This window comes from uncultured Oxalicibacterium sp., assembly GCF_913776015.1.
Taxonomy (GTDB): domain Bacteria; phylum Pseudomonadota; class Gammaproteobacteria; order Burkholderiales; family Burkholderiaceae_D; genus Oxalicibacterium.
In genome coordinates this window covers 23,839-50,180 of record NZ_CAJYMD010000049.1, presented here as the reverse complement: position 1 = coordinate 50,180, position 26,342 = coordinate 23,839, and the positions used below count along the sequence as shown (strand labels likewise).

Genomic DNA, 26,342 nt, shown 5'->3' with positions numbered 1-26,342 from the left:
AATCGACATTTCCATAAAAAAGTAGACAGAGAGAGCATGACTAAATTTGCATTCGTTTTCCCGGGGCAGGGTTCGCAAGCCATCGGCATGTTGAATGGTTTTGCCGACAATGCCGTAGTGCAGCAGACACTCGCCGAAGCATCCGATGCCTTGCAGTTCGATCTTGCCAAACTGATTGCCGAAGGTCCGAAGGAAGATCTCGATCTCACCACCAATACGCAACCCGTCATGTTGACGGCTGCGGTTGCCATGTATCGAGCATGGATTGCCGCTGGTGGCAAGGCGCCTGCAGTCGTGGCTGGACATAGCCTGGGGGAATATTCGGCATTAGTCGCTGCCGGTGTCATCGCATTCAAGGATGCGGTGCCGCTCGTGCGTTTTCGCGCCAAGGCAATGCAGGAAGCCACGCCGGTCGGTTATGGTGGCATGGCTGCCATCCTTGGTTTGTCGGATGCGGACGTTCTCGCGGCATGTACTGAAGCGGCGCAAGGCGAGGTTGTCGAAGCGGTCAATTTCAATGCGCCTGCACAAGTCGTGATCGCGGGCACCAAGGCGGCCATCGAGCGCGCTTGCGAAGCGGCCAAGGCAAAAGGCGCAAAACGCGCATTGCCACTGCCGGTCTCGGCACCATTCCATTCCTCGTTGCTGAAACCGGCTTCGGATCGTCTGCGTGACTATCTGGCGCCACTGTCCTTCAGCGCGCCGCAAATTCCTTTGATCAATAACGTTGACGTCGCGATCGTCAATGATGTCGATGGCATCAAGGATGCGCTCGTGCGTCAGGCTGCCAGCCCGGTTCGCTGGGTGGAAACCGTCCAGAAAATGGCGGCAGATGGCGTAACCGATGTGGTCGAGTGCGGTCCAGGCAAAGTGCTGGCTGGTTTGGTTAAGCGTATCAACGGTGAAATCGCCGGCCACGCTATCGTCGATCAGGCATCTCTGGAAGCTGTTTTGGAGGCAATCAATAATGGATAAGCAACTCGCAGGTCAGGTCGCTCTCGTAACAGGAGCCTCGCGCGGCATTGGTCGTGCGATCACGCAAGAACTGGTAAAGCAGGGCGCCAAGGTCGTCGGTACGGCGACTTCAGAATCGGGCGCTGCTGCAATTTCCGACTATCTTGGCGCTGATGGCAAAGGCATCGTGCTGGATGTGAATGATGCAGCGCGTTCGGCTGCTGTCATCGATGAAATCCAGAAAGAGATCGGCACGGTCACCATTCTCGTCAACAACGCCGGCATTACCCAGGACCAACTGGCGATGCGCATGAAGGACGAAGAGTGGGACAGCGTGATTTCCACCAACCTGACTGCGGTCGCGCGCCTGTCGCGTGCTGTCTTGCGCGGCATGATGAAAAACAAGAACGGTCGCATTATCAACATCACCTCGGTGGTCGGCTCGGCCGGCAATCCGGGGCAGATGAATTACGCTGCTGCCAAGGCAGGCGTTGCCGGCATGAGCCGTGCGCTGGCACGTGAAATCGGCAGCCGTAATATCACGGTCAACTGCATTGCGCCTGGCTTCATCGATACCGATATGACCAAGGTACTCACCGAAGATCAGATCGGCGCATTGAAGCAGCAAATTCCTCTTGGGCGCCTCGGTGAGCCGGAAGATATCGCTGCCGCCGTTGCCTTCCTGGCTTCACCGCAAGCCGGCTATATCACTGGTACCACGTTGCATGTCAACGGCGGTATGTACATGAGCTAAGTTGTATTGATTTAGGTGCTTTTGGCTGCTGTTTTAACTTTCTTCACAACAAAAGCCGAAAGTGAATTATCGGTGCGCAAACCTGCTAAAATGCGCGCACTTTCTGTAACCACTCATTGGAGTTAAACATGTCGGACATCGAACAACGCGTTAAGAAAATCGTCGCTGAACAACTGGGCGTCGCTGAAGCAGACATCAAGATCGAATCGTCTTTCGTTGACGATTTGGGTGCCGATTCTCTGGATACCGTTGAACTCGTCATGGCACTCGAAGACGAATTCGAAATGGAAATTCCTGACGAACAAGCCGAGAAAATCACCACTGTGCAGCAGGCGATCGATTACGCCAAGGCACACGTCAAAGCCTAATTCTGTTTTGCACGACTCCAGGAGAATTGCTTGAGCCGCTCTAGTAAACGTCGTGTTGTCGTTACGGGACTGGGTTGTGTGTCCCCGATCGGCAATACTGTCGATGAGGCATGGAAGACACTGATTGCCGGTCAATCCGGTATCGCCACCATTACCAAGTTCGATGCCTCGCCTTTCAGCACCCGTTTCGCTGGTGAAGTCAAAGACTTTGCTATCGATGACTATATTCCTGCCAAGGAAGCACGCCATATGGATACTTTCATTCATTACGGCATTGCGGCAGGCATGCAGGCTTTCAAGGATAGTGGGCTGGAAGTCACGGAAGAAAACGCTGAGCGTATTGGCGTCATGGTCGGTTCGGGTATCGGCGGGCTGCCGATGATTGAGGAAACGCACGCCGAGCTGAACAATCGCGGCCCGCGTCGTATCAGCCCGTTCTTCGTGCCGGCATCGATCATCAACATGATTTCCGGGCACCTTTCCATCGCGTATGGTTTGAAGGGACCAAATCTGGCCATCGTCACGGCGTGCACCACCGGTTTGCATTCGATCGGCGCTGCCGGTCGTCTGATCGAATACGGTGATGCTGACGTCATGATCGCAGGCGGTGCGGAGTCGACGATTTCTCCTCTTGGTGTTGGCGGCTTTGCGGCAGCGCGCGCGCTGTCGTCACGCAATGACGATCCGGCCACGGCATCGCGTCCGTGGGACAAGGATCGCGACGGTTTTGTACTCGGTGAAGGCGCTGGCGTCATGGTGCTGGAAGAGTATGAGCATGCCAAGGCACGCGGTGCGAAAATCTATGCGGAGCTGGTAGGTTTCGGCATGAGTGGCGATGCTTATCACATCACTGCTCCGAACATGGATGGTCCGCGTCGCAGCATGAGCAATGCGCTCAAGAATGCGGAAATCAACCCCGATCAGGTGCAGTACCTGAACGCGCACGGCACGTCGACGCCGCTGGGGGACAAGAACGAAACCGATGCCGTCAAGGCAGCGTTCGGTGATCATGCCTACAGATTGACTGTCAATTCGACCAAATCGATGACCGGTCATTTGCTGGGTGGTGCGGGTGGTCTGGAGTCGGTATTTTCGGTGTTGGCGGTACATCACCAGATCTCGCCGCCTACCATCAATATCCTAAATCAGGATCCGGAATGCGATCTTGATTACTGCGCCAATACGGCCCGGTCGATGCCGATCGAATATGCCATGAAGAACAACTTCGGATTCGGCGGCACCAACGGTACGCTGATTTTCGGCAAGCTCTGACGAAAATCCGATCCCTCGCAAGAAGGATCGGATTTTTTCTTGTCCAGGCACATGTCGATCGCTCTCAGTGCATTAATTAAACCATCAGGGCGTTTGTCTGTTCTGGTGGCTTGCATGCATGTGCTGGTAATTGCGGGACTGTGGTTGTTTGCTTATTCGTTTGCTGAGCCTTTTCCGGCATGGCAAGTAGCAATCGCGCTGCTTGGTACGATTGCATTGTCATGGTCTTATATGCATTGGCATCGTGCCAGAACGCACGTTGCATTGCATATTTCTGGTGTCGGGCAAATACGTTTCGTGAAGCTGGATATTACGAAATCGGGTGTAATGGATGGACAGGATAAGGGTGAGTTGGTAAGCCTGTTGCCAACGTCAACGATCTGGCCCCATCTGCTTGTGTTGCACTTGCAAAATGTACAAGGTAAAACGGAAGTAGTATTGATTCTACGCGACGCCGTTTCGCCGGAAGTCTTTCATGGCTTGCTGGTCGCTTGTCGCTGGATTTCAGCAAGAAAAGCCGAAACGGATACGCACGGGATACGACAAATTTAGTGTCGAAATCTTTGAACTAATCATGTTACGCCCAGTCAACAGCACGGACCGCGTGCATGTTGCAGCATTACAAGGGACCAAGATTGACGACAGAACGCGACATTGATCAACAGCTTGTCGAACGCGTGCAAAGCGGGGACAAGAAAGCCTTTGAGCTGTTGGTGATCAAGTATCAACGAAAACTCATGCGACTGGTTTCGCGGCTTGTGCGCGACCAGGCGGAAGCGGAAGACGTGGTGCAGGAGGCCTTTATCAAGGCGTATCGTGCATTGCCGCAATTTCGCGGCGATTCGGCGTTTTATACCTGGCTTTACCGCATCGGTATCAATACGGCGAAAAACTATCTCGTGACGCAAGGGCGACGCGCGCCGACATCAACAGAGGCAGATGTCGAAGAGGCAGAAACTTTTGACGATGGCGACCACCTAAGAGATATCAACACGCCGGAATCGCTATTGGCAACCAAGCAGATTGCCCATACGTTGAATATAGCGATGGGAGAGTTGCCGGAAGAGTTGCGCATGGCAATTACATTGCGCGAGATCGAAGGGTTGAGTTACGACGAGATTGCCGAATCGATGGGATGTCCGATCGGCACTGTGCGCAGCAGGATTTTCCGGGCGCGCGAAGCTATCTCGGAAAAATTAAGGCCGTTGCTGGATACGGCACTCGATAAACGTTGGTAAAAACAAAACTGTTTTACTTTTTGCGGGAAATATAGGGGTAGCCTTAATTTTTTCGAGGTTGTGATGAATACGATGAATATGACGCGGGAACAAATTTCTGCCTTTCTCGACGGCGAGCTGGATGATAGCCAGATCGATGCCGTGCTGGCTTCATTGCGCCAGCAGGAAGGCCGTGCCGCGTGGGACGGATATCACCAGATCGGTGATGCTTTGCGTTCCGATGAATTGAATGTGCCGCTGAGCGCCGATTTCAATCAGCGCATGTTTGCACGTCTGGATGACGAGCCCGTCATCATGATGCCGGCAGTGCATCAAGACGTTGTTGCTCGCAAGAGTGCCGCAAAGCGTTTTGCCATGCCTGGCATGGCTGCCGCTGCAGTAGCCGTCGTGGCATTTCTTACGGTGCCGAACATGTTGCCGCAGCAAACTGCAACGGTTGCGAGTGCGCCGCAGGCATCGCCAGTGGTAGCGCAGGTGGCCGCAGTGTCAGAACCAGTCGCCGCAGCGGCACAGGAAGGCGAAGTCCTGCGTGATCCGCGTATTGATGATTATCTGTTGGCGCATCAGCGTTTTTCGCCGTCTGTCTACAGCACTGCGCAATATGCACGTTCAGCGACGTTCGCTGTGGATTCGGAAAAATAATACTTATGCGGCAGACATTGGGCCTTTTCAAATTTGTAGTGCTGTTTTCGAGTTTGCTGGCTTTCACCGCTCATGCCGAGACGGTGGAGCCAGCCCACGATTCCCGTGAAGCGCAGGTCTGGCTGAAAAAAATTCAGTCTTCCGCCCAGAAACTGAATTATTCCGGCACCTTCGTTTATCAGCAGGGTAATCAGGTGCGTACTTCACGCATTTCGCATATCCGTAGCGGCAAGAACGAACTTGAAAAGCTGGAAATTCTCGATGGCAAGCCGCGTGAATATATCCGCAATAACGAAGAGATCGCGTGCTACATCCCTGAAAGCAAATCCATTCGCGTAGAAAAGCGCGTATCGCAGGACGTTTTTCCGGCCATTCTCGGGGCACATCCGAATGAATTGGTGGAACACTATGCGCTCAAGCAAGGTGAAAGTGGACGCGTTGCCGGCCACGACTGCCAGACCGTGATCCTGACACCGAAGGACAAACTGCGTTATGGCTATAAGCTCTGGATTGAGAAATCCACCGGGCTTTTGCTGAAGGCGCAAACTCTCAATGAAAAGAACGATGTGGTCGAGCAGATTGCCTTCACGCAGATCGTGATTGGCAATGTAGATCCGACATCGGTCAAGACAAGTTTCAAGAACACGCAAGGATGGCGCGTCGAGAATGCGGTCATGAGCGATGCCAATCTTTCCGGCTGGTCGGTTAAAGGTATTCCGCCCGGCTTCAAGAAAACACGTGAAGTCAAACGTCTGATCACGGATACGACCAATGAAAATGTTCCGCCTTCGCAACGCGAAGTGGCGCAGTTGGTGTATTCGGATGGTCTGGCTGCGATTTCCGTATTTATCGAACCCGGCACGCAAAGCCGTACCGAAGGATCGATGCAGCAGGGTGCCATGAATATCATTGGCAAGCGCCAAGGTGATTACTGGCTGACGATCGTCGGCGAAGTGCCTTTTGCTGCGATCAAGCAGGTCGCGAACTCGATCGAGTTCAATCCCTAATCTTTTTTCTGCGTGGTATGACAACGATGAAGCCTTTTCGCAAACACTTGACGGTTGCGCTGATGAGTGCTGCCGTTTTATCGTTCGCGCCTGCTATCGCAGGCTTTTCATCTCAGGCTGTCGCGGCAACGTCGGTCGCGGGCTTGCCGGACTTTACCGATTTGGCTGAAAAGGCCGGTCCTGCCGTCGTCAATATCCGGACGACTGAACGCGTCAAGATGAATCAGAGCGGCGCCTCGCAGCAGGATCAGGAAATGCAGGAGTTTTTCCGACGCTTCTTCGGCATGCCGTTGCCGCAACAACCGACACCACGGAATCGCCGACAAAATGCGCCGGAAACCGAGGAAGTCGTGCCGCGCGGTGTGGGGTCGGGTTTCATCATTTCGGCTGATGGCTACGTGATGACCAACGCCCATGTGATCGATGGTGCGGATGAAGTCTTTGTTACGTTGACCGACAAGCGTGAATACAAGGCCAAGATCATCGGTGCCGACAAGCGTACCGATGTGGCGATCGTCAAGATCGAGGGTAGCAATCTGCCGCGCCTGGCAATTGGCGATTCGGACAAGATTCGCGTCGGCGAATGGGTCATGGCAATCGGTTCGCCTTTTGGCCTCGACAATACGGTGACGGCTGGCATCGTATCGGCCAAGGCGCGTGATACCGGCGACTATCTGCCTTTGATCCAGACAGATGTGGCCGTCAATCCTGGCAACTCGGGTGGTCCGCTGATCAACATGCGCGGCGAGGTGATTGGCATCAATTCGCAAATCTATAGCCGTTCCGGTGGTTTCATGGGCATTTCGTTTGCGGTGCCGATCGACGAAGCCATGCGTGTAGCGGATCAATTGCGTGCTAGTGGCAAGGTGACGCGTGGTCGTATTGGTGTGCAGATTGGCGATGTTACGAAAGACGTGGCGGAATCATTGGGTCTGCCGCGTGCGCAGGGTTCGCTGGTGCAGCGCGTAGAGCCGGGTGGACCTGCAGAAAAGGCGGGTGTCGAAGCCGGTGACGTCATTTTGAAATTCAATGGCGTGACGATCGAACGATCGAGCGATCTTCCACGTCTGGTTGGCGGTACCAAGCCGGGTTCGCGTTCGACGCTGACGGTCTGGCGCAAAGGTGCCACACGCGATCTGTCGGTGAATATTGTCGAGCTGGAAGCCGATCAGGTGGTAGCTCAGACGCCGAAGCCAAAAGCACCGCGCACGGCCAATTCCCTGGGATTGGTTGTGAATGATTTGAACGCTGCGCAATTGCGCGAGTTGAAAATCGAAGGTGGCGTGTTGGTAGAGGCGTCAGAAGGTGCGTCGGCGCGGGCAGGCTTGCGGGCAGGCGATATCGTTTTGCGTGTCAACAATACGGATATCAAGGATGCGAAGCAGTTTAACGAGTTGGTGACGCGACTGGATGCCAAGCGAACGACCTTGCTGCTGGTGCGTCGGGGTGATTCGTCTCAATTCGTTCCTGTCAAACCGTTGTCGCAATAATTTCCTGTCAAGGCTGCGGACAACATCTGCAGCCTTTTTTCTTTTTGCCCGGTGCTGACTTTCACGCTTTATTCGCGCGCTTATTGTCATCTCTGTCATGAGATGCAGATGGCATTTGAGGGATTGAAACTGGCGGTGCCACATCGTTTGGATGTGATCGATGTGGATGCGCATCCTAAGCTGGTCGAGCGCTATGATGAACTAGTGCCGGTTCTGACTGGGGCACGGCCGAATCAACCGTCGGTTCAGTTATGCCACTATCTGCTGGACGCGGCTGCAGTGGAACGTTTCGTTGTTGAATCGAAATGACGTCGCTGCGTGATGCTGGTGTTGGCAGCCATGTTGCGAAGCGCTGCGCGCTTGGTGCCCAGATGCAATTAGCCGGCTGTTCCTCTCTGAAATCCGGTAGAATGCCGGGGTCCTCATCCATCTGTCACAAGGCGCTCGCCTGGGAAGAGTCTTCCCGCATGGAGCGCTTTTTTTGTAGTCTTTAATTGGTTAATGAACAACATCCGCAATTTTTCCATCATCGCGCATATCGATCACGGTAAATCCACGCTGGCTGACCGCATCATTCAACTGTGCGGTGGCCTGTCGGAACGCGAAATGGATGCGCAAGTGCTCGATTCCATGGATATCGAACGCGAGCGCGGCATCACCATCAAGGCGCAGACCGCTGCCTTGCAATACGAGGCGCGCGATGGTGAGGTCTACAACCTCAATCTGATCGATACGCCGGGTCACGTTGATTTCTCGTATGAAGTCAGCCGCTCGCTGTCCGCATGTGAAGGCGCATTGCTGGTGGTCGATGCCTCGCAAGGTGTGGAAGCGCAGACCGTTGCAAACTGCTATACCGCGCTCGATCTGGGCGTGGAGGTGGTGCCGATTCTCAACAAGATCGATTTGCCGCACGCCGATCCGGATAACGCCAAAAAAGAAATCGAAGACGTCATCGGGATCGATGCCAGCGACGCCACTGTCTGCTCGGCAAAAACCGGCCTCGGTGTCGAAGATGTTCTGGAAAGCCTGATTGCCAAAGTGCCGCCGCCAAAAGGCGATCCGGATGCACCGCTGCAAGCGTTGATCGTCGATTCCTGGTACGACTCCTACGTCGGTGTCGTGATGCTGGTGCGCGTGGTGAATGGCACCTTGCGTCCGAAAGACAAGATTCTGTTGATGGCGACCGGCTCACAAAATCTGGTCGAGAACATTGGTGTGTTCACGCCGCGCTCGGTGTCGCTGCCGCAACTGACCGCAGGTCAGGTAGGTTTCATCATCGCGGGTATCAAAGAACTGACGGCTGCCAAGGTTGGCGATACCGTCACGCTTGCCGGCAAGCCGGCACCTGCGCCATTGCCGGGTTTTAAAGAAGTGCAACCGCAAGTGTTTGCCGGTTTGTTCCCGGTGGAAGCAAACCAATATGACGCGCTGCGGGATTCGCTGGAAAAGCTCAAGTTGAACGATGCCGCGCTGATGTATGAGCCGGAAGTGTCGCAGGCGTTGGGTTTCGGCTTCCGTTGCGGCTTCCTTGGCTTGTTGCACATGGAGATTGTGCAGGAACGTCTCGAACGCGAATTCGATATGGATTTGATTACCACGGCGCCGACCGTGGTGTATGAAGTCGAGATGCGTGATGGTTCCATCATCCGTGTCGACAATCCTTCGAAGATGCCGGATCCATCGAAGATCAATGAAGTGCGCGAGCCGATTGTCGACGTCAATCTCTACATGCCGCAGGAGTATGTCGGCGCGGTGATGACGCTGTGTAACGGCAAGCGTGGCGTGCAGATCGACATGGCGTATCACGGTCGTCAGGTCAAGCTGCATTACGAAATCCCGATGGCCGAGATCGTGCTCGACTTCTTTGATCGATTGAAGTCGACATCGCGCGGTTATGCGTCGATGGATTACGAATTTAAAGAGAATCGCGCATCGGATGTGGTCAAGGTGGACATGCTGATCAATAGCGAGAAGGTCGATGCGTTGGCGATTATTGTGCACCGTGCCAATGCCCCTTATCGCGGTCGTCAGGTGGCTGCCAAGATGCGTGAGCTGATTCCGCGTCAAATGTTTGATGTGGCGATTCAGGCAGCGATCGGTGCCAACATCATCTCGCGCGAAAACGTCAAGGCGCTGCGCAAGAACGTGTTGGCCAAGTGTTATGGCGGTGATATTTCGCGTAAGCGCAAGCTGCTGGAAAAGCAGAAAGCCGGTAAAAAACGTATGAAGCAGGTTGGCTCGGTCGAGATTCCACAAGAAGCGTTTCTGGCCATTCTACAAGTGGAAGATAAATGACATTGCAAGACATTCTGGGCAATTTTTCGCTGATCCTCTTCATCCTGACGATCGCTACCGGCATCATCTGGGTGCTCGACAAGTTCTATCTGGCCAAGCAACGTCAGGCCAAGGCAGACGCCGTGCTTGCGGAATACGACGCACGCAATGCCAAACTCGCGGCAGAGGGTGTGCGGCCGGATGAAAGCGGTCGTGCTGCGCTCAAGGCCAATCTTCTGCGCCAGCCGACGTGGATCGAATATTCGGGCAGCTTCTTCCCCGTTATTGCATTGGTATTTTTCCTGCGCTCGTTTTTGTACGAGCCTTTCAAGATTCCTTCGACCTCGATGCTGCCGACATTGGAAGTCGGCGATCTGATTCTGGTCAACAAGTATCAGTACGGTATTCGTCTGCCTATCATCAACAAGAAAATTGTCGAGATCGGCAATCCGCAGCGTGGTGATGTGATGGTATTCAAGTATCCGGAAAACATGGCGCTCGATTACATCAAGCGCGTGGTCGGCGTGCCTGGCGATACAGTGGTCTACAAGAACAAGAAACTGATCGTCAACGGTGTGCCTGTCAAGTACGAGCCGCTGCCGGATTATCTGGATCAGGAAACGCTGAGTTATTCGAAACAGTTCCGCGAACAATTGGGCGAGGCAAGCCACGGCATTCTGAACAATCCGCGTGCGCCTTCCTATGTGCCGAATCCGCACGATTTCCCGAATCGTGAGTTGTGCAATTACGACGCCGAGGGTTTTGTCTGCAAAGTGCCGCAAGGGCAGTATTTCATGATGGGTGATAATCGCGATAACAGCCTCGACAGCCGTTACTGGGGTTTTGTGCCGGATCAGAATATTGTCGGAAAGGCATTTTTGATCTGGCTGAATCTGGGTGATCTGAGCCGTATCGGGCGTTTTCATTAATTCAGAGCAGTCAGGGAGGACTGATCATGACATCCACCTTGTGGGCACATCGCAAACAGCAGGGATTGTCGCTGACCGGCCTGATTCTGGCACTCGTTCTGATTGGTGGCGTTGCTGTTCTGGCAATGAAGGTCGTGCCCACGGTGACCGAGTATCTTTCGGCAAAAAAGGCGATTGCCAGTGTCAAGGCCGCCGGAGGCTCGCCGGCTGAAATGCGCGCGGCTTTCAATCGGCAGGCCGAAGTGGGCTATATCACTTCGCTCAAAGGCAGCGATCTGGATATCGTGCGCAACGGGGATAATGTGCAGATTGGTTTTTCCTATCAGAAACAAATTCCGCTAGTAGGGCCGGTAAGCTTGTTGATCGATTACGAAGCGTCGACAGACAGGTAGAACTTCTCAACCTGCGGTACCATGGGCAGGTTGAAAAATGCTTCAAATGCCGCTGCGGCGGGCATGAACACACGAATACATGATGGATTTGACGTTACTGCAAACCCGGCTGGGTCACACATTCAAGGATGCTGCATTGTTGCAGCAGGCTTTGACGCATCGCAGCCATAGTGGGGTGCATAACGAGCGCCTTGAGTTTCTTGGTGACTCCATCCTCAATTGCGTCGTTGCTTCGCTACTGTTTGATCGCTACGCGCGCATTGACGAAGGCGATTTGTCCCGCTTGCGCGCCAATCTGGTCAAGCAACAATCCCTGTACGAAATTGCCCAGCGGCTGGAGCTATCGCAGTTCTTGCGCCTCGGCGAAGGTGAACTGAAATCAGGCGGCTTCCGTCGCCCATCCATTCTGGCTGATACGTTGGAAGCGCTGTTTGGCGCGATCTACCTCGATGCCGGTTTCGATGTGGCGCGCACGGTAATCAGTTCGCTCTATATTCCCATTCTCGATAGCGTCGATCCGAAGACCTTGGGCAAGGATGCCAAGACCTTGTTGCAGGAATACCTGCAAGGCAAGAAGATCGCGCTGCCGCAGTACAACGTGGTGGCAACGCATGGCGCTGCCCATAATCAGGAATTCGAAATCGAATGCCTGGTGCCCAAGCTCGATATTCAGGTATTCGGCACGGGCGGCAGCCGTCGCGCCGGTGAACAGGCAGCAGCCAAGCTGGCACTGGAAGCCGTGCACGCTGCATTGGCCAAGGCACCGGCAGCAGCGCGCAAGAGTCGCCCACGTACTGCGCAATTGAAGCTGGCTGGCATCGCCACCGTGCAACAGGATCCGCAGCCGGACGATGTGCACCAGAAATCGGTACTCAAATCTGGCAAGGCCGACAAGGCAGGCAAGATCGACAAACCGGCCGAGATGGCGCACGACAATGTACCCGAGAGCGTGATTGACGACCGCCAACATACCTTGCTTGCCGAGCCAGAGCAGCACAACGATAGTGCGCCGGATACGGCACGCTCTTCTTCCTCACAAACGAAAACTGCATGACAGATTCCAACGCGCCATCCGACTTTCGCTGTGGCTATATCGCGATCGTCGGTCGCCCCAACGTCGGTAAATCGACGCTCATGAACCAGTTGATCGGTGCCAAGGTCAGTATTACCTCGCGCAAGGCACAGACGACACGCCATCGTATTACCGGCATTCAGACGACTGCTGATGCGCAATTCGTCTATGTCGATACGCCGGGATTCCAGACACGGCATTCCAACGCTCTCAACAAGACGCTCAATCGCACGGTCACGAATACCTTGACCGCATCCGATGTGATCTTGTACGTGATTGAAGCCGGTACCTTCGGTCAGGCCGATCAGCAGGTGCTGGATCTGATTCCCGCCGATGTGCCATGCCTGCTGGTGATCAACAAGTCGGACCGCATCAAGGATAAATCGGCATTGATGCCCTTCGTGCAGCAGGTCGCGGCCAAGCGTGACTTCACGGCCATCGTTCCGGTGTCGGCCAAATTGCGTTTTCAGCTCGATAATCTGCAAACTGAAATCGGCAAGCTGCTTCCTGAAAATCCGCCGATCTTTGGCGAAGACGATATTACCGATCGCAGCGAGCGTTTTCTGGCTGCCGAAATCGTGCGTGAAAAAGTGTTCCGCTTTGTTGGCGATGAGTTGCCTTACACCAGCACCGTCCTGATCGAACAGTTTCAACAGGAAGGCAATCTGCGCCGCGTATTCGCCGCGATTCTGGTGGAACGTGATACGCACAAGTCCATGGTGATCGGCAACAAGGGTGCCAAGCTCAAGGAAATTTCCACGCAGGCCCGCCTGGATATGGAAAAGCTGTTCGATGGCCCTGTCTATCTGGAAATCTGGGTCAAGGTCAAATCCGGCTGGGCTGATAACGAAGCCGGCTTGCGCGCATACGGTTACGAATAATCGGGCCAGATGGTTGCACTTTCTGCCGCCGACATGGTTTCTTCTTCCGACGATGGCGCGCCTGCGTCCGCTGAGCAGCCGAGCGCCAAGGTGCGCAAGGTACGCTCTGCCGAAAGGGAAGTGCGCATCCTCGATCAGCCTGGCTTTATCCTGCATAGTTATCCCTACAAGGAAACCAGCCTGATCGTCGATGTCTTTTCGCGCGATCATGGTCGTGTGGCGCTGGTCGCCAAAGGTGCCAAACGACCGCATTCCCGTCTGCGCGGCGCCTTGCAGACATTCCAGCCACTCTCGCTGAGCTGGTCGGGCAAATCCGAAATACGCACACTGACTGCTGCCGAATGGGTTGGTGGCTTGCTGCCACTCGAAAAATCGGCGCTGCTCTGCGGTTTCTATCTCAACGAACTGCTTGTCAAACTGCTGGTACGCGACGATCCCCATCCGGCGCTGTTCGATCATTACGTCAAGGCGCTGACGCATCTGGCGCATGATGAACCTGCCGCGATTGTGCTGCGCAAGTTCGAGCGTGCCTTGCTGAAGGAAAGCGGTGTCGCGGGCGACTGGGCGCGCTGCACGATGACGCGGGAACCGGTGCTTGGTGAAACCCTGTACGTCGTCGATCCTGAATCAGGTCCACGTCCTGCACGCGTCTCGGACAACTGGCCGCGTGTGCTCGGCAAGACCTTGCAGGATATGGATAATGAAGATTACGCCGACGCGGTCACGCAAACACAAAGCAAGTTCCTGATGCGCTTTCTGCTTGCGCATCACTTGCATGGCGCCACCCTGAATACACGGCAGATTCTGATCGATCTGCTGCAGCTTTAACGGGATATGAGATGAGTTTTCTGCAACCGAATCATCCGAGCATCGAACTCGGTATCAATATCGACCACGTGGCGACTTTGCGTAACGCACGCGGCACCGTTTATCCCGATCCTTTACAGGCAGCATTGCTGGCGGAAGAGGCGGGTGCCGATGCCATCACGCTGCATTTGCGCGAAGACCGCCGCCATATCAAGGATGCCGACGTCGAGTTGATTCGTCCGCAATTGCGTACGCGCATGAATCTGGAATCAGCCGTCACTAATGAGATGATCGATTTTGCGTGCCGCATCCGGCCGCAGGATGTGTGCTTGGTGCCGGAGCGCCGCGAAGAAGTCACGACCGAAGGTGGGCTGGATGTCGCGCGTTATTTTGCTGAAGTCAGTGCCGCAGTGCGGCAGTTGCAGGCGCAGGATATTCGCGTCAGTCTCTTCATTGATCCCGATGCGGAGCAGATCGTTGCGGCCGAAGAAACCGGAGCGCGTGTCATCGAACTGCATACCGGGCGCTATGCCGAAGCGCATGCGCAGACCGCGCAACAGGCTGAACTCGATCGCATACGCAACGCAGTGCTTGAAGGCATGCGACATGGTCTCAAGGTCAATGCCGGCCATGGTTTGCATTACACAAACGTGCAGGCCATTGCCGCCATTCCTGATATTGCGGAACTCAACATCGGTCATGCGATTGTGGCGCATGCCGTCTTTGTCGGCTGGCAGAATGCCGTACGTGAAATGAAGGCGATCATGGTTGCCTCCCGCCTGACTGCACGTGTGGAGTCAGCATGATCTACGGCATCGGTACCGACATCATCCAGATCAAGCGCGTGGAAGCTGCGTTAGCACGACATGGCGACCGCTTTGCCGAGCGCGTGCTGGGCGCGGAAGAACTGGCCAAATATCATCGCCGCAAGGACAAGGTGGAGGCGCGTGGTATCCGATTTCTGGCAACACGTTTCGCCGCCAAGGAAGCCTTTTCCAAAGCGATTGGTCTTGGCATACGCATGCCGATGACATGGCGGGCCATGCAGACCTTGAATGCGCCGAGTGGCAAGCCGTTGGTCGTGACGAGTGGCAGTCTCACGACCTTTATGGAAGACAACGGTCTGCATGCGCACGTGACGATTACCGATGAAGTGGATTACGCAGTTGCCTTCGTCGTAGTGGAGAAAAAATGAGTGTTGTGAAAGACGTGGCAAAAGCGCTGAATGCCGATGCTCAAACAGCAGGCAAGTTCGGCCCTGTCATGCTGGATGTGGTGGGAACCACGCTCAGCGAAGACGATATTCGCCGCATTCGTCATCCCTTGACGGGCGGTGTAATTCTGTTTGCACGCAATTACACGGATCGCCAGCAATTGACGGCATTGACCGCAGCAATTCATGCGGTACGTCCCGGCATCGTGATTGCCGTCGATCATGAAGGCGGTCGCGTGCAGCGGTTCAAGACGGATGGCTTCACGCATTTGCCGGCGATGCGCAAGTTGGGCGAGCTGTGGGATCGCGATGTACTGGAAGCCACGCGTGCCGCGACCGATGTTGGCTTTGTGCTGGCGAGCGAATTGCGCGCCTGCGGTGTCGATCTGTCCTTTACGCCAGTGCTCGATCTTGATTACGGTGAGTCCGGCGTGATTGGCAATCGTGCTTTTCACCACGATGCACGTGTCGTCACGATGCTGGCAAAGAGTCTCAATCATGGTCTTGCACTGGCGGGCATGCTCAATTGCGGCAAACATTTTCCTGGACATGGCTTCGTCAAGGCCGATTCGCATCTGGAGATTCCCGTCGATGAGCGTTCGCTGGATGCGATTCTCGCTGATGATGCCGCGCCTTATGGCTGGCTCGGTTTGAGTCTGGCCGGCGTGATGCCGGCACATGTGACCTATCCGAAAGTGGACAAGCATCCGGCAGGTTTCTCGCACAAGTGGTTGACCATGTTGCGCGAAAAATTCGGTTTTAAAGGCATCATTTTCAGCGACGATCTCAGCATGGAAGGCGCACGCGTCGCTGGTGATGTAGTCAAGGGCGCGCAGGCTGCATTGGCTGCCGGTTGTGACATGGTGCTGATCTGCAATTCGCCCGACAAGGCTGATCGTCTGTTGGCCGAGCTTGATTACCCGGCGAATGCAGCAAGTGCGGCATCGGCTGCACGCATTGCGGCACTGACCCCGCAGACGGCAGCGCTGGATTGGGATGCCTTGCAGCGCGATGCACGTTATCAGTCAGCGAAAGAGACTGCGTTGAAACTGGCGATGCCGGCAGGGCACTGATCGCATGGAGGAGCGCATGTCGGACCAGCCGGAACGTAGCGCCGAGGAAACACGTACGCTACTGCTGGAGACGGTCGCACGTTTGCCCAATCTGCCAGGGGTCTATCGTTATTTCGATGGCGATGGCAACCTGCTCTATGTCGGCAAGGCGCGTGAACTCAAGAAACGCGTTTCCAGCTATTTCCAAAAGAATCTCGCGAGTCCGCGTACGGCACTGATGGTCGAGCGTATCGCACGTCTCGAAACAACGATCACCCGCACGGAGGCCGAAGCGCTGCTGCTCGAAAACAATCTGATCAAGATGCAGCAACCGCGCTACAACATCCTCTTTCGCGACGACAAATCCTATCCCTATCTCAAGATCACGGGACAGGATTTCCCACGCATGGCGTATTACCGTGGCGCGGTGGACAAGAAGAATCAGTATTTTGGTCCTTTCCCAAGCGGCTGGGCAGTCAAGGAGTCGATGCAGATTCTGCAAAAGGTTTTCTTGTTGCGTACCTGCGAGGATTCGGTCTATGCCAATCGCACGCGACCTTGTCTGTTGCATCAGATTCATCGTTGCAGTGCGCCCTGTGTCGGCCTGATCGAGAAGGACGACTATGCGCTGGACGTGGAGAACGCCGCCAAATTCCTGCGCGGTCGGCAGACCGAAGTGCTGGAAGCCTTGCAGGCCAAAATGATGGCCTATGCAGAAGAACTCAATTTCGAACAGGCGGCGGTAGTGCGCAACCAGATCACGGCGCTGTCGCGTGTGCTGCAGCAGCAAAGTATGGATACGGGCAGCGAAACCGATATCGACATCATCGCCGTGGTGGTGCAGGGCGGTCGCGCCTGCGTCAATCTGGCGATGGTGCGCGGTGGTCGCCACCTCGGTGATCGCGCCTACTTCCCAACGCATGTCGATAGCGCGCCGGCTGAAGGTGAATCGCTGGCTGCGGAGGTGCTCAAGGCATTCATTGCGCAGCATTACATCGACAAGTTCGTGCCGGCTTCGCTGATCGTCAATACCGAATTCGACGATCCCGAACTGATGCTTGCCTTGATGGCGCAATGCGGGCATCGCATCAATCTGATCTTCCAGCCGCAAGGGCCGCGTCGGCAATGGCTGGAGATGGCGCATAAGGGCGCTGAAATTGCGCTCGCACGTCTATTGTCCGAGCAGGGCTCGCAGCAGACGCGCACCCGACAATTGATCGAAGTGCTGGGCGTCGAGGTCGAGGATATCGACAGTTTTCGTGTCGAGTGTTTTGACATCAGCCATACGCAAGGCGAAGCGACGCAGGCTTCGTGCGTGGTATTCCATCATCACGCCATGCAGAATGGCGAATACCGACGCTACAACATCAACGACATCACGCCTGGTGACGATTACGCGGCCATGCGTCAGGTTTTGCAACGTCGGTACGAGAAGGTCGCGAATGGCGATGGTGTGATGCCGGACGTCGTACTGATCGATGGTGGCAAGGGGCAGGTGGAAATGGCGCGGCAGGTATTTACCGAGTTGGGCCTCGATATCAGTCTGATTGTTGGCGTTGCCAAGGGAGAGGGACGCAAGGTCGGGCTGGAAACGCTGGTTTTTGTCGATGGGCGCTCTGCGCAGGAACTTGGCAAGGAGTCTGGCGCTCTGATGCTGGTTGCGCAAATCCGCGATGAGGCGCATCGTTTCGCTATTACCGGCATGCGAGCCAAGCGCGCCAAGGCCAGACAAACCTCGCGGCTGGAAGAAATCGAAGGCATTGGTGCCAAACGTCGGCAGAAATTGCTAACGCGTTTTGGCGGTTTGCGTGGTGTGATGGATGCGAGCATTGAGGAATTGGCTTCGGTGGAGGGCATTTCACGCCAATTGGCGGAAGACATTTACAAGCAATTGCATTAGATTACGGGGCAGCGGCCATGTGGCCGTTGCGGTGCACCGGAACAAGACGTTTTTCTCATGCCTTTCAATATTCCCATTCTGCTGACCTGGTTGCGCGTGGCGCTGATCCCGCTGATGGTTGGCGTTCTTTACATTCCCGATGCTTGGCTGGGTTCGTTCAACAAGACCCAGGGTTTGATCGCCACCATCATTTTCATCGTGGCGGCACTGACGGACTGGATCGATGGCTTTCTGGCACGCCGCTGGAACCAGACGTCGGCCTTTGGTGCCTTCCTTGATCCTGTAGCCGACAAGCTGATGGTGACTGGTGCCTTGCTGGTGCTGATCGAATTGCAGCGTGTCGATGCCATCATCGCCTTCATCATCATCGGTCGCGAGATCACGATTTCAGCGTTGCGAGAATGGATGGCGCGTATCGGTGCATCGAAGTCGGTTGCTGTCAGTTCGATTGGCAAGATCAAGACAGTCGCGCAGATGACAGCGATTCCTATGCTGCTGTATTACGAAGATGTGTTGGGTATCGACCTGCAATTCTGGGGCGACAAGCTGTTGTGGGTCGCTGCAGTATTGACGGTCTGGTCGATGTTCTACTATCTGCGCAAGGCATGGCCCTTGATCAAAGAGCGTGGCGGAAATTTGCTCTGAATATATCTTGAAGTTGCTTGACAAGTTTTCGCATTACTCTATAATGCACACCTGTCGATGCGGGAGTAGCTCAGTTGGTAGAGCGATACCTTGCCAAGGTATAGGTCGAGAGTTCGAGACTCTTCTCCCGCTCCAAGTTTCTAAAAGGAAGCTGAACAAGCTTCCTTTTTTAATCTGATGGATGCAACAACCCATCGATATCGCAAGTCATTGCGGGAGTAGCTCAGTTGGTAGAGCGATACCTTGCCAAGGTATAGGTCGAGAGTTCGAGACTCTTCTCCCGCTCCACATTCAGTGGAGTTTTAAAAACTTCATTTTGCAAAAAGGAGCCTTCGGGCTCCTTTTTGTTTTTGTCTTGCCTTCACATCCTGTTATTGCTTCCCGTATCACCCTCTATGTCGCCGCGAGATTGCGCGACTTTTCATTGTCCAACGCATCCATAGCAAATCTTTAATTACAAAAATTTGCACCAAAATAAATCTTATTAGCCGGTTGGCTGATCCGATATGCACTATTTTTGTGCTTGATTGGGTATATTACGTTCCTTTTATTGACGATTGCCCTTGGCGAGGTCTTCAGTCACGCGCGGGCAAATCGAATGTTATTTATCAGCAGAGGGAGTAATGACCGTGGGCTATAGCAGTGTTGACGATTTCATGAGTGCCGTTGCCAAGCGCGATCCGCATCAACCGGAATTTTTGCAGGCTGTTCGCGAGGTCATGCTTAGTCTCTGGCCTTTCGTCAGCCGTAACCCGCAGTACGCAAAAGCCGGTTTGTTGGAAAGGTTGGTTGAGCCGGAGCGTGTCATTCAGTTCCGTGTGTCGTGGGTGGATGATCAGGGGCAGGTGCAGGTCAATCGCGCCTTCCGTATTCAGCACAGCTCTGCGATCGGTCCTTTTAAAGGCGGCATGCGGTTTCATCCGTCGGTCAACCTCTCGATTCTGAAATTTCTGGCGTTTGAGCAAACGTTCAAGAATGCATTGACGACTTTGCCGATGGGCGGGGGCAAGGGCGGCTCCGATTTCGATCCAAAGGGCAAGAGCGAAGGTGAAGTCATGCGTTTTTGCCAGGCGCTGATGTTCGAGCTCTACCGCCACCTGGGTTCGGATACGGACATTCCCGCTGGCGACATTGGCGTTGGCGCACGAGAAGTCGGCTATATGGCGGGCATGATGAAGAAATTGTCCAACGACACGTCGGGCATTTTTACCGGCAAGGGATTGGCGTTCGGCGGCAGCTTGATGCGGCCGGAAGCAACAGGCTACGGCGCCGTGTACTTTGCCGAAGAGATGTTGCGTCGCGCCGGGAAATCCTTTGACGGCATGCGTGTTTCGGTTTCTGGTTCCGGCAACGTCGCCCAGTTTGCGGTTGAAAAGGCGATGGAGCTCAATGCCAAGGTGGTGACGGTGTCCGATTCTGGTGGCACCTTGTACGACAACGAAGGGTTTACGGAAGAAAAGCTGGCTGCGCTGAAAGAATGGAAAAACGTGGAGCGCGGTCGCCTTGATGTGTTTGCCAAGAAGCATGGCATGCAATTCGAGGCGGGTAAGCGCCCGTGGCATATTCCGGTCGATATCGCTTTGCCTTGTGCTACGCAGAATGAGCTCGATGGCAACGATGCCAAAACCTTGGTGGCCAATGGCGCAATCTGCGTGGCCGAAGGCGCGAATATGCCGGCAACATTGGAAGCGGTAGATGTTTTTCTCGAAGCACGAACACTTTATGCGCCGGGCAAGGCTAGCAATGCCGGTGGCGTATCGACTTCTGGCCTGGAAATGTCGCAGAATGCTTTGCGTCTATCCTGGCATCATGCTGAAGTAGACGAGCGACTGCACAGCATCATGAAAGAGATTCATGCGAATTGCGCCCATCATGGCAAGCGGGCGGATGGTTCAATCAATTACGTTGATGGTGCCAATATTGCCGGCTTCGTCAAACTGGCCGATGCGATCATGGCGCAAGGTGTGTATTGATGCGGGTAATTGCCCGGATGTGCAGTTGCATTTATGGAGGCCTGAAAGGGTTTCCATGCTTGCCGCCTGCTTTCGTCCGTGAGTGTTGCCAATGGCGTCTGATTACGTCATAATTGCATGGTTGTCGGGTAAGCGAATCGCTCCTGAAAACGCACCACATCACTTGTGTTCAGAATTTCCATAAGGAAGCTGATGCTTCCTTTTTTGTTCATGAGTGAGATCATTTACTGGCATTTACGTGCCGTAAGTGAAACCCCAAGGCGGGGTAGCAAAGTGGTTATGCAGCGGCCTGCAAAGCCGTCTACGCCGGTTCGATTCCGGCCTCCGCCTCCAGTTTTCTTAAAAGCGCCCACGGCGCTTTTTTTATGCTGTCTTACAATGGCGGCATGCCCTGATGGTGAAATTGGTAGACACAAGAGACTTAAAATCTCTCGCTCGAAAGGGCGTGCCGGTTCGATTCCGGCTCGGGGCACCAATCAACATGCGGTTCTTGTGATTTTCAAAGCGTTGATACGCTTTCCGCAAAATATCCGTTTCCTCCGCAAACCTCATTTTGTTGGCAAAACAAGCTTGCCTCGACGATGCTGCACACAGTCGGGATTCACCTTTGATGTGGTGTGCGCTGAGTTTTCCTCAGAATTGATCCTCTCAAGTTTCATCCCAGTTTCCGCTGACATGTGAGCGCTGGGATTCAGCCATGCAAGCCTTCAAATCCCAGCGCGCAAAAATCCAATACGTCTGCTTTAACTAAAGAAGTCGTCGAGAGGCGTAAACCGGTTCAATGGTTCCAGCACGTACATAACGCTTGACGGTGTTTCGAGAGATGCCTCTACGTGCGCAACTCACCGACAAACAGATCGCCAGGCAGTTAAAAACTAAAACAGGGAATGCAGTACTGGTGATGACGCGTGTCTATTGCTTTGCCAGTGGTGATTGTTGCGATTGCTCGGTTTTCTACTTTCAACCTGAGCGCCATGAATTTGTGGCGAGCTGCATATTCAAGACAACGTAGTTTTTTGTCCGCTTGGGTCATAGCAGATTCTTGAGCTAGACCTTGGGCATTTTCAGCGACTCAATGGGATGTTTCATGGACTGATCTATTTATCCCTTCTTTTGAGACTGGCTAAATACGATGGGTTGAGTCGTCCAAATGCAACGTGGTCGCCATGGCGGCGGCGGCAGAGCGTGTTTCAACACCTAGTTTTTGAAAAATATGCTCTAGATGCTTGCTCACTGTACGAGGGCTTAATTCAAGAATTTCGCCAATGTCTCGATTTGTCTTGCCCTTGGCTAGCCAAGATAAAACTTCGGTTTCTCTCGGAGTCAGGAGAAGTTTTGCTAGCCCATCAATATGCTCATGCCCTCCGCATTCGGCGATCATCAACATTACCTCTTGTCGAGAGGATACTGCAAGATGACGAAGACAGAGAAAGCCATTTTTCCCGGATATGTGGGAGTGCTGTCCTGGATCCGATGGAATCCAATCAAGCGGTAATGGCCGCTGGCTAATATCAATAGCAGCTTCAAGGAGGAGCCTTGCTGCGCGAGGTGATTGCCAGATCATGCGTCGTGTGTTGTCGAGCACGATCAGTCCTGCGCCATCAGCATCAATCGCTTGCTCAGCGACCCGTAAAGATTGCATCGTTGATATATGGGTTTGAAGTCGTGCGAGCAGCTCTACAGGCTGTACTGGTTTAACCACGTAATCCACGCCACCGGCTGAAAATCCTTGCAAAACATCAGACGTTTCGCTTAGCCCTGTCATGAAAATGATCGGGATATGTCGTAAATCCGGGTTGGCTTTGATGACTCTGCATGCCTCGAAACCAGACATGCCCGGCATCACTGCATCCATTAAAATCGCATCCGGAACAATGTTTTCCAGTCGCTTCAATGCAGTAGTCCCGTCGTTAGCGACGAGCACCGTATATCCGGCTGTCTCCAATGTTTCGTGAATCATGCCAAGGCTACCTGGCACGTCGTCAACCACGAGCACAATTGGTCCGTTATAAAGCAAGTTATTAAGATGGGGCACGTTGATTCTCCTCAAGAGCAAGTTCTAAGGCCGCCAACTCGAAGCGCTCTACTAAGGACTGCGCCAAAGCGCAAGATGCCTGACTTGATGGGTGCTCTTTCTCGATACGAGCAAGTGTTCGCCTGAGTCCACCTACATGGCCAATACGGCAGAGATGAAGCAATTCATCACTCACTTCAACAGGGAAATGCAATTCGTATAATCGGACTTCTACGGGCAATGTTTCCGGTCCTTCCTTGTCGTAAGACCACTCCAAGTGCAGGCATTGCTCTAGCGTTGATATAAGTTTCGATTCCAAAACTGGTTTGGCGATAAATGCCTGACATTCATATCGATTCAATTTTTCTGCATCGTTCTCGAATAAATCTGCCGACACCATGATGACTGGGATCTTTTCTGTGAATTGAGATCGTATTTTGGCGACCGTTTCCCATCCGCTCATTTCATCCATACCGATATCTAGAAAAACGGCATCTGGTACAAAAGCATTCGTGATGATATCGATACATTCCTGACCGCTCGCAGCTTCGTGAACATCAAAACCGATTGGCAGCAACATACCTGCCAACATATGGCGTTGCTCGGGTTGATCATCGACTACGAGAAGCTTGCGAGAGGGGCCAACATACCCAATCGGCTGTGGCCTAGCAGGTGACGTGATCTGATTTGTATATTGGAGAGGCAGTGTGACGGAGAATTCGCTGCCTTTGCCTAGTGCGCTGGACAATGTGAGTTTTCCTCCCATCAGTGCAACGAGCTTTTCTGTAATTGCCAATCCCAAGCCTGCACCTGGCTCTCCACGAAGACGTCCAGTTGCGCCTCTTTCAAACGGTTGAAAAATGCGGGCTTTGTCTTGCTCCGCAATACCAATGCCGGTATCTGACACACTAAAGGAGATCATTTTTTGGTCTGCTGTCACCTTGAGTATCACAGTACCTGTGTCAGTGAAGCGCACTGCATTTGTTAGAAGATTGAGAAGAACTTGCCTGATTCTTTTCCCATCAATCAGAAGAAATTTAGGCAGGTCCCCCGCATGTTCATATTGCAAATGTAGTCTCTTTGCTTCTGTTTGAGGCAGAACCATTCGTAGTAACTCATCAATCAAATCACCGAGGCAAACGGCTTCCGGTTCTAATTTCAGTCTGTCTGCCTCGATACGAGCCAGATCAAGCAACTCATCGACGAGACCAAGCAGATGTTCGCCGCTACGCTGAATCGTTTGGATTGCTGTGCGAGACCCAGCATCACCATCGTGGTGTTTAAGCAGTATTTGTGAATAGCCCAGAATGCTGTTGAGTGGAGAGCGTAATTCATGGGAGATACCGGCGACATATCTGCTTTTTGCTTGGTTGGCAGTCTCAGCAATTTCTTTCGCGCGGTGTAAAGCTGCGTCTGTCCTTTGATGGGCTTCAACCTCATGAAGGAGAAGTGCATTCTGTCTATTCAGGTCTTCCTGCGCGAGCTGCCTTCCCTCATTACTTAAGACAATCCACCAGCCTGCAATTGCTACAAGGATCAAAATAACTGCACCTATCCGTAAAAAAACGCCATCAATTAATAACAATGCTGCCTCTTCAGTCGTCGTGGTGACCTCGTGCATGTAAAGCATTCCAAGTGCTACGCAACCGACAGCACATAAAGCCAGGACGACAGCTAGATAGTTCCCAACACGCCGATTAACAAAATGTGAGATGCCCTTAGGAAGTAATTTGGTGATTCCTTGTTGAAGCTGTTCTGATATGCGCGAGTTCTTTTTACACATATCGTGGCAGCGTGACTCCAACGTACAGCACAGCGAACAGATCGTCGCGTCATAGGCAGGGCAATGCGCCATGTCTTCCAGTTCGAAGGTATTGCTACATACGGTGCACGACAAGGTTGTACTCGCTACGCTGATATTTTTTGGTGATCGAGCGAGATAAAAACGTCCTTGGGCTAACCAAGCCAGGCATGGGGAAACAACGCAAGCAGTCCCGATGGTAAGAAATGGTGAGAATGCAATCAGGGTATGGCCCAGAAAACCAGCAAATGCACTCATGCCGATTACAGATGCGATCAATAAGGTGCCAAGACCTACCGGATTGATGTCGTAGAGGTGCGCGCGCTTGAACTCAATGCCACGTGGGCTCATTCCCAATGGTTTATTGATCACCAGATCGGCAAATAAGGCACCAACCCAGGCAACGGCAACGTTGGAATAGAGCGCGAGCACATTTTCCAGGGCTTCCAGTACGCCTAGCTGCATTAGAAATAAAGCGAGCAGGGAGTTAAAGACGAGCCAGACAACGCGGCCGGGATGGCTGTGCGTCAGACGAGCAAAAAAATTAGACCAGGCAAGCGAACCAGCATACGCATTGGTCAAATTGATCTTTATCTGGGACACAAATATAAAAAGCATCGTCACCGCGACGATCCAACCTACGCTTTCAAAAACATATGAATAGGCCGTCAAGTACATTCTTGTCGGTTCACTTGCCTGTGCTGCTGGCACGCCATGTTCCATCACGAGGTATGCGAGAAAAGCGCCACCAAGCATTTTTAGCGCACCAGGAATAATCCATCCCGGTCCAGCGATGACAACAGCCGACCACCATCGCCATTTGTTGGCGGCGGTACGTTCTGGAAGAAATCGCAGAAAGTCGACCTGCTCACCAATTTGCGCAATCAATGAGAAACCAACCGTTGTGGCGAGCCCAAACATAATCGGATCGAATCCGTTGCTATTCGATGTGATTCCTATCATGTTGGTGAAGTCACGATAGGCTTGGGGCTGTTTCCACCAAATGACGATATAAGGCGTAATGAGAAGGAACAGCCATAACGGTTGTGTCCACATTTGTAGCCGAGAAATCAGGGTGATTCCCCTTGCCACAAGGGGCACGATAAATAATGAGCAGATTAAATACCAAACCCCGATTGGCCAAGGAATCCACATCTGCAAGGCAACGGCCAAGATGGCTGCTTCGAGTGCGAAAAATATGATGGTGAACGTCGCATAAATCAAAGAGCTTACGGTCGAGCCTAGGTAGCCGAAGCCAGCGCCTCGCGTCAGCAAATCCATGTCAACGCCATAGCGAGCTGCGTAATAGCTGATTGGCAGGCCCGTAATGAAGGTAACCAGTGCGACGATCGCAATCGCCCACATGGCATTTGCATAGCCGTAATTGATAGCAATGGCTGCGCCGATCGCCTCAAGTGCCAAGAATGAAGCCGCACCAAATGCTGTATTCCCTACACGCCATTCTGACCATTTGCGAAACCCTCGCGGCGCATATCGCAAGGCATAGTCTTCCAACGATTCATTGGCGACCCACCGGTTGTATTCACGACGAACGCGGAATATTTTTTGTTGCACCATGGGTTTTGAGAAATAAGCGGAGGTTACGGCATTTGATTTTCGATGTCGCCGAGCAAAGAAAAATTACCTGATGCGTCGTTGCTTAG

The 26,342-nt window shown here is 53.4% G+C and carries 24 protein-coding genes and 4 tRNA genes; 26 read left to right on the top strand and 2 right to left on the bottom strand.

Annotated features, from left to right (window positions below):
* Positions 1 to 36: 36 nt before the first annotated feature.
* The 26 genes from fabD (at position 37) to QZ725_RS08115 (ending at position 21,338) form a co-directional block, all read left to right on the top strand.
* Positions 37 to 975: an ACP S-malonyltransferase gene (gene fabD / locus QZ725_RS08240; RefSeq protein WP_293778360.1), complete on the top strand. Its 939-nt coding sequence runs from the start codon at positions 37 to 39 to the stop codon at positions 973 to 975.
* Positions 968 to 1,708, top strand: coding sequence for a 3-oxoacyl-ACP reductase FabG (gene fabG, locus QZ725_RS08235; RefSeq protein WP_293778358.1), 741 nt, complete (start codon positions 968 to 970; stop codon positions 1,706 to 1,708). Before fabD ends, fabG begins: the two co-directional genes overlap by 8 nt.
* 128 nt (positions 1,709 to 1,836) lie before the next feature.
* A complete protein-coding gene (gene acpP / locus QZ725_RS08230; protein WP_009664389.1) occupies positions 1,837 to 2,076 on the top strand; it encodes an acyl carrier protein in 240 nt (79 codons plus the stop codon).
* Between the two features lie 30 nt (positions 2,077 to 2,106).
* Positions 2,107 to 3,348: a beta-ketoacyl-ACP synthase II gene (gene fabF / locus QZ725_RS08225; protein WP_293778350.1), complete on the top strand. Its 1,242-nt coding sequence runs from the start codon at positions 2,107 to 2,109 to the stop codon at positions 3,346 to 3,348.
* Positions 3,349 to 3,399: 51 nt separating this feature from the next.
* On the top strand, positions 3,400 to 3,900 hold the full coding sequence (locus tag QZ725_RS08220) for a protein YgfX (RefSeq protein WP_293778348.1): 501 nt from the start codon (positions 3,400 to 3,402) through the stop codon (positions 3,898 to 3,900).
* 83 nt (positions 3,901 to 3,983) lie between these two features.
* On the top strand, positions 3,984 to 4,586 hold the full coding sequence (rpoE, locus tag QZ725_RS08215; protein WP_293778346.1) for an RNA polymerase sigma factor RpoE: 603 nt from the start codon (positions 3,984 to 3,986) through the stop codon (positions 4,584 to 4,586).
* 63 nt (positions 4,587 to 4,649) lie between these two features.
* A complete protein-coding gene (locus tag QZ725_RS08210; protein WP_293778344.1) occupies positions 4,650 to 5,228 on the top strand; it encodes a sigma-E factor negative regulatory protein in 579 nt (192 codons plus the stop codon).
* Positions 5,229 to 5,233: 5 nt separating this feature from the next.
* Positions 5,234 to 6,235: a MucB/RseB C-terminal domain-containing protein gene (locus QZ725_RS08205; protein WP_293778342.1), complete on the top strand. Its 1,002-nt coding sequence runs from the start codon at positions 5,234 to 5,236 to the stop codon at positions 6,233 to 6,235.
* Positions 6,236 to 6,261: 26 nt separating this feature from the next.
* Positions 6,262 to 7,725 carry a DegQ family serine endoprotease gene (locus QZ725_RS08200; RefSeq protein ID WP_293778369.1) on the top strand — a complete coding sequence of 488 codons (1,464 nt, stop codon included), beginning with the start codon at positions 6,262 to 6,264 and terminating at the stop codon, positions 7,723 to 7,725.
* A 51-nt stretch (positions 7,726 to 7,776) separates the two neighbouring features.
* Positions 7,777 to 8,034, top strand: coding sequence for a glutaredoxin family protein (locus QZ725_RS08195; protein ID WP_293778340.1), 258 nt, complete (start codon positions 7,777 to 7,779; stop codon positions 8,032 to 8,034).
* Positions 8,035 to 8,226: 192 nt separating this feature from the next.
* A complete protein-coding gene (gene lepA / locus QZ725_RS08190; protein ID WP_293778338.1) occupies positions 8,227 to 10,020 on the top strand; it encodes a translation elongation factor 4 in 1,794 nt (597 codons plus the stop codon).
* Positions 10,017 to 10,928, top strand: coding sequence for a signal peptidase I (gene lepB, locus QZ725_RS08185; RefSeq protein WP_293778336.1), 912 nt, complete (start codon positions 10,017 to 10,019; stop codon positions 10,926 to 10,928). Before lepA ends, lepB begins: the two co-directional genes overlap by 4 nt.
* 26 nt (positions 10,929 to 10,954) lie before the next feature.
* Positions 10,955 to 11,320 (top strand): DUF4845 domain-containing protein, encoded by a 366-nt coding sequence (locus QZ725_RS08180; RefSeq protein ID WP_293778334.1) that lies wholly within the window; start codon positions 10,955 to 10,957, stop codon positions 11,318 to 11,320.
* An 82-nt stretch (positions 11,321 to 11,402) separates the two neighbouring features.
* Entirely contained in the window at positions 11,403 to 12,374 is a 972-nt protein-coding gene (gene rnc / locus QZ725_RS08175) for a ribonuclease III (protein WP_293778332.1), read from the top strand.
* Complete coding sequence (gene era / locus QZ725_RS08170; protein ID WP_293778330.1) at positions 12,371 to 13,273, top strand: GTPase Era; 903 nt, start codon at positions 12,371 to 12,373, stop codon at positions 13,271 to 13,273. Before rnc ends, era begins: the two co-directional genes overlap by 4 nt.
* Before the next feature lie 33 nt (positions 13,274 to 13,306).
* Positions 13,307 to 14,101, top strand: a complete 795-nt coding sequence (gene recO / locus QZ725_RS08165) for a DNA repair protein RecO (RefSeq protein WP_293778368.1) — start codon at positions 13,307 to 13,309, stop codon at positions 14,099 to 14,101.
* An 11-nt stretch (positions 14,102 to 14,112) separates the two neighbouring features.
* Positions 14,113 to 14,886: a pyridoxine 5'-phosphate synthase gene (locus tag QZ725_RS08160; protein ID WP_293778328.1), complete on the top strand. Its 774-nt coding sequence runs from the start codon at positions 14,113 to 14,115 to the stop codon at positions 14,884 to 14,886.
* Complete coding sequence (acpS, locus tag QZ725_RS08155) at positions 14,883 to 15,275, top strand: holo-ACP synthase (protein ID WP_293778326.1); 393 nt, start codon at positions 14,883 to 14,885, stop codon at positions 15,273 to 15,275. The genes QZ725_RS08160 and acpS overlap by 4 nt, the downstream gene beginning before the upstream one ends.
* A gap of 68 nt (positions 15,276 to 15,343) precedes the next feature.
* Complete coding sequence (nagZ, locus tag QZ725_RS08150; protein WP_293778366.1) at positions 15,344 to 16,366, top strand: beta-N-acetylhexosaminidase; 1,023 nt, start codon at positions 15,344 to 15,346, stop codon at positions 16,364 to 16,366.
* A gap of 16 nt (positions 16,367 to 16,382) precedes the next feature.
* A complete protein-coding gene (gene uvrC, locus QZ725_RS08145; RefSeq protein WP_293778324.1) occupies positions 16,383 to 18,245 on the top strand; it encodes an excinuclease ABC subunit UvrC in 1,863 nt (620 codons plus the stop codon).
* Between the two features lie 57 nt (positions 18,246 to 18,302).
* The gene (gene pgsA, locus QZ725_RS08140; protein ID WP_293778322.1) at positions 18,303 to 18,890 is read left to right on the top strand and encodes a CDP-diacylglycerol--glycerol-3-phosphate 3-phosphatidyltransferase; all 588 of its coding nucleotides are present in this window, start codon (positions 18,303 to 18,305) and stop codon (positions 18,888 to 18,890) included.
* A 59-nt stretch (positions 18,891 to 18,949) separates the two neighbouring features.
* A tRNA-Gly gene (locus QZ725_RS08135) sits at positions 18,950 to 19,025 on the top strand.
* Between the two features lie 77 nt (positions 19,026 to 19,102).
* A tRNA-Gly gene (locus QZ725_RS08130) sits at positions 19,103 to 19,178 on the top strand.
* Between the two features lie 335 nt (positions 19,179 to 19,513).
* A complete protein-coding gene (gene gdhA, locus QZ725_RS08125) occupies positions 19,514 to 20,863 on the top strand; it encodes an NADP-specific glutamate dehydrogenase (RefSeq protein ID WP_293778320.1) in 1,350 nt (449 codons plus the stop codon).
* 259 nt (positions 20,864 to 21,122) lie between these two features.
* Positions 21,123 to 21,196: transfer RNA gene (locus QZ725_RS08120), tRNA-Cys, on the top strand.
* Positions 21,197 to 21,251: 55 nt separating this feature from the next.
* Positions 21,252 to 21,338 (top strand) — tRNA-Leu (locus QZ725_RS08115).
* 648 nt (positions 21,339 to 21,986) lie between these two features.
* Here QZ725_RS08115 and QZ725_RS08110 read toward each other — a convergent pair.
* Together QZ725_RS08110 and QZ725_RS08105 are read right to left on the bottom strand one after the other, a co-directional pair.
* Positions 21,987 to 22,898: a response regulator transcription factor gene (locus QZ725_RS08110; RefSeq protein WP_366773961.1), complete on the bottom strand. Its 912-nt coding sequence runs from the start codon at positions 22,896 to 22,898 to the stop codon at positions 21,987 to 21,989.
* Positions 22,885 to 26,256, bottom strand: a complete 3,372-nt coding sequence (locus QZ725_RS08105) for an ATP-binding protein (protein WP_293778318.1) — start codon at positions 26,254 to 26,256, stop codon at positions 22,885 to 22,887. Before QZ725_RS08105 ends, QZ725_RS08110 begins: the two co-directional genes overlap by 14 nt.
* Positions 26,257 to 26,342 lie beyond the last annotated feature (86 nt).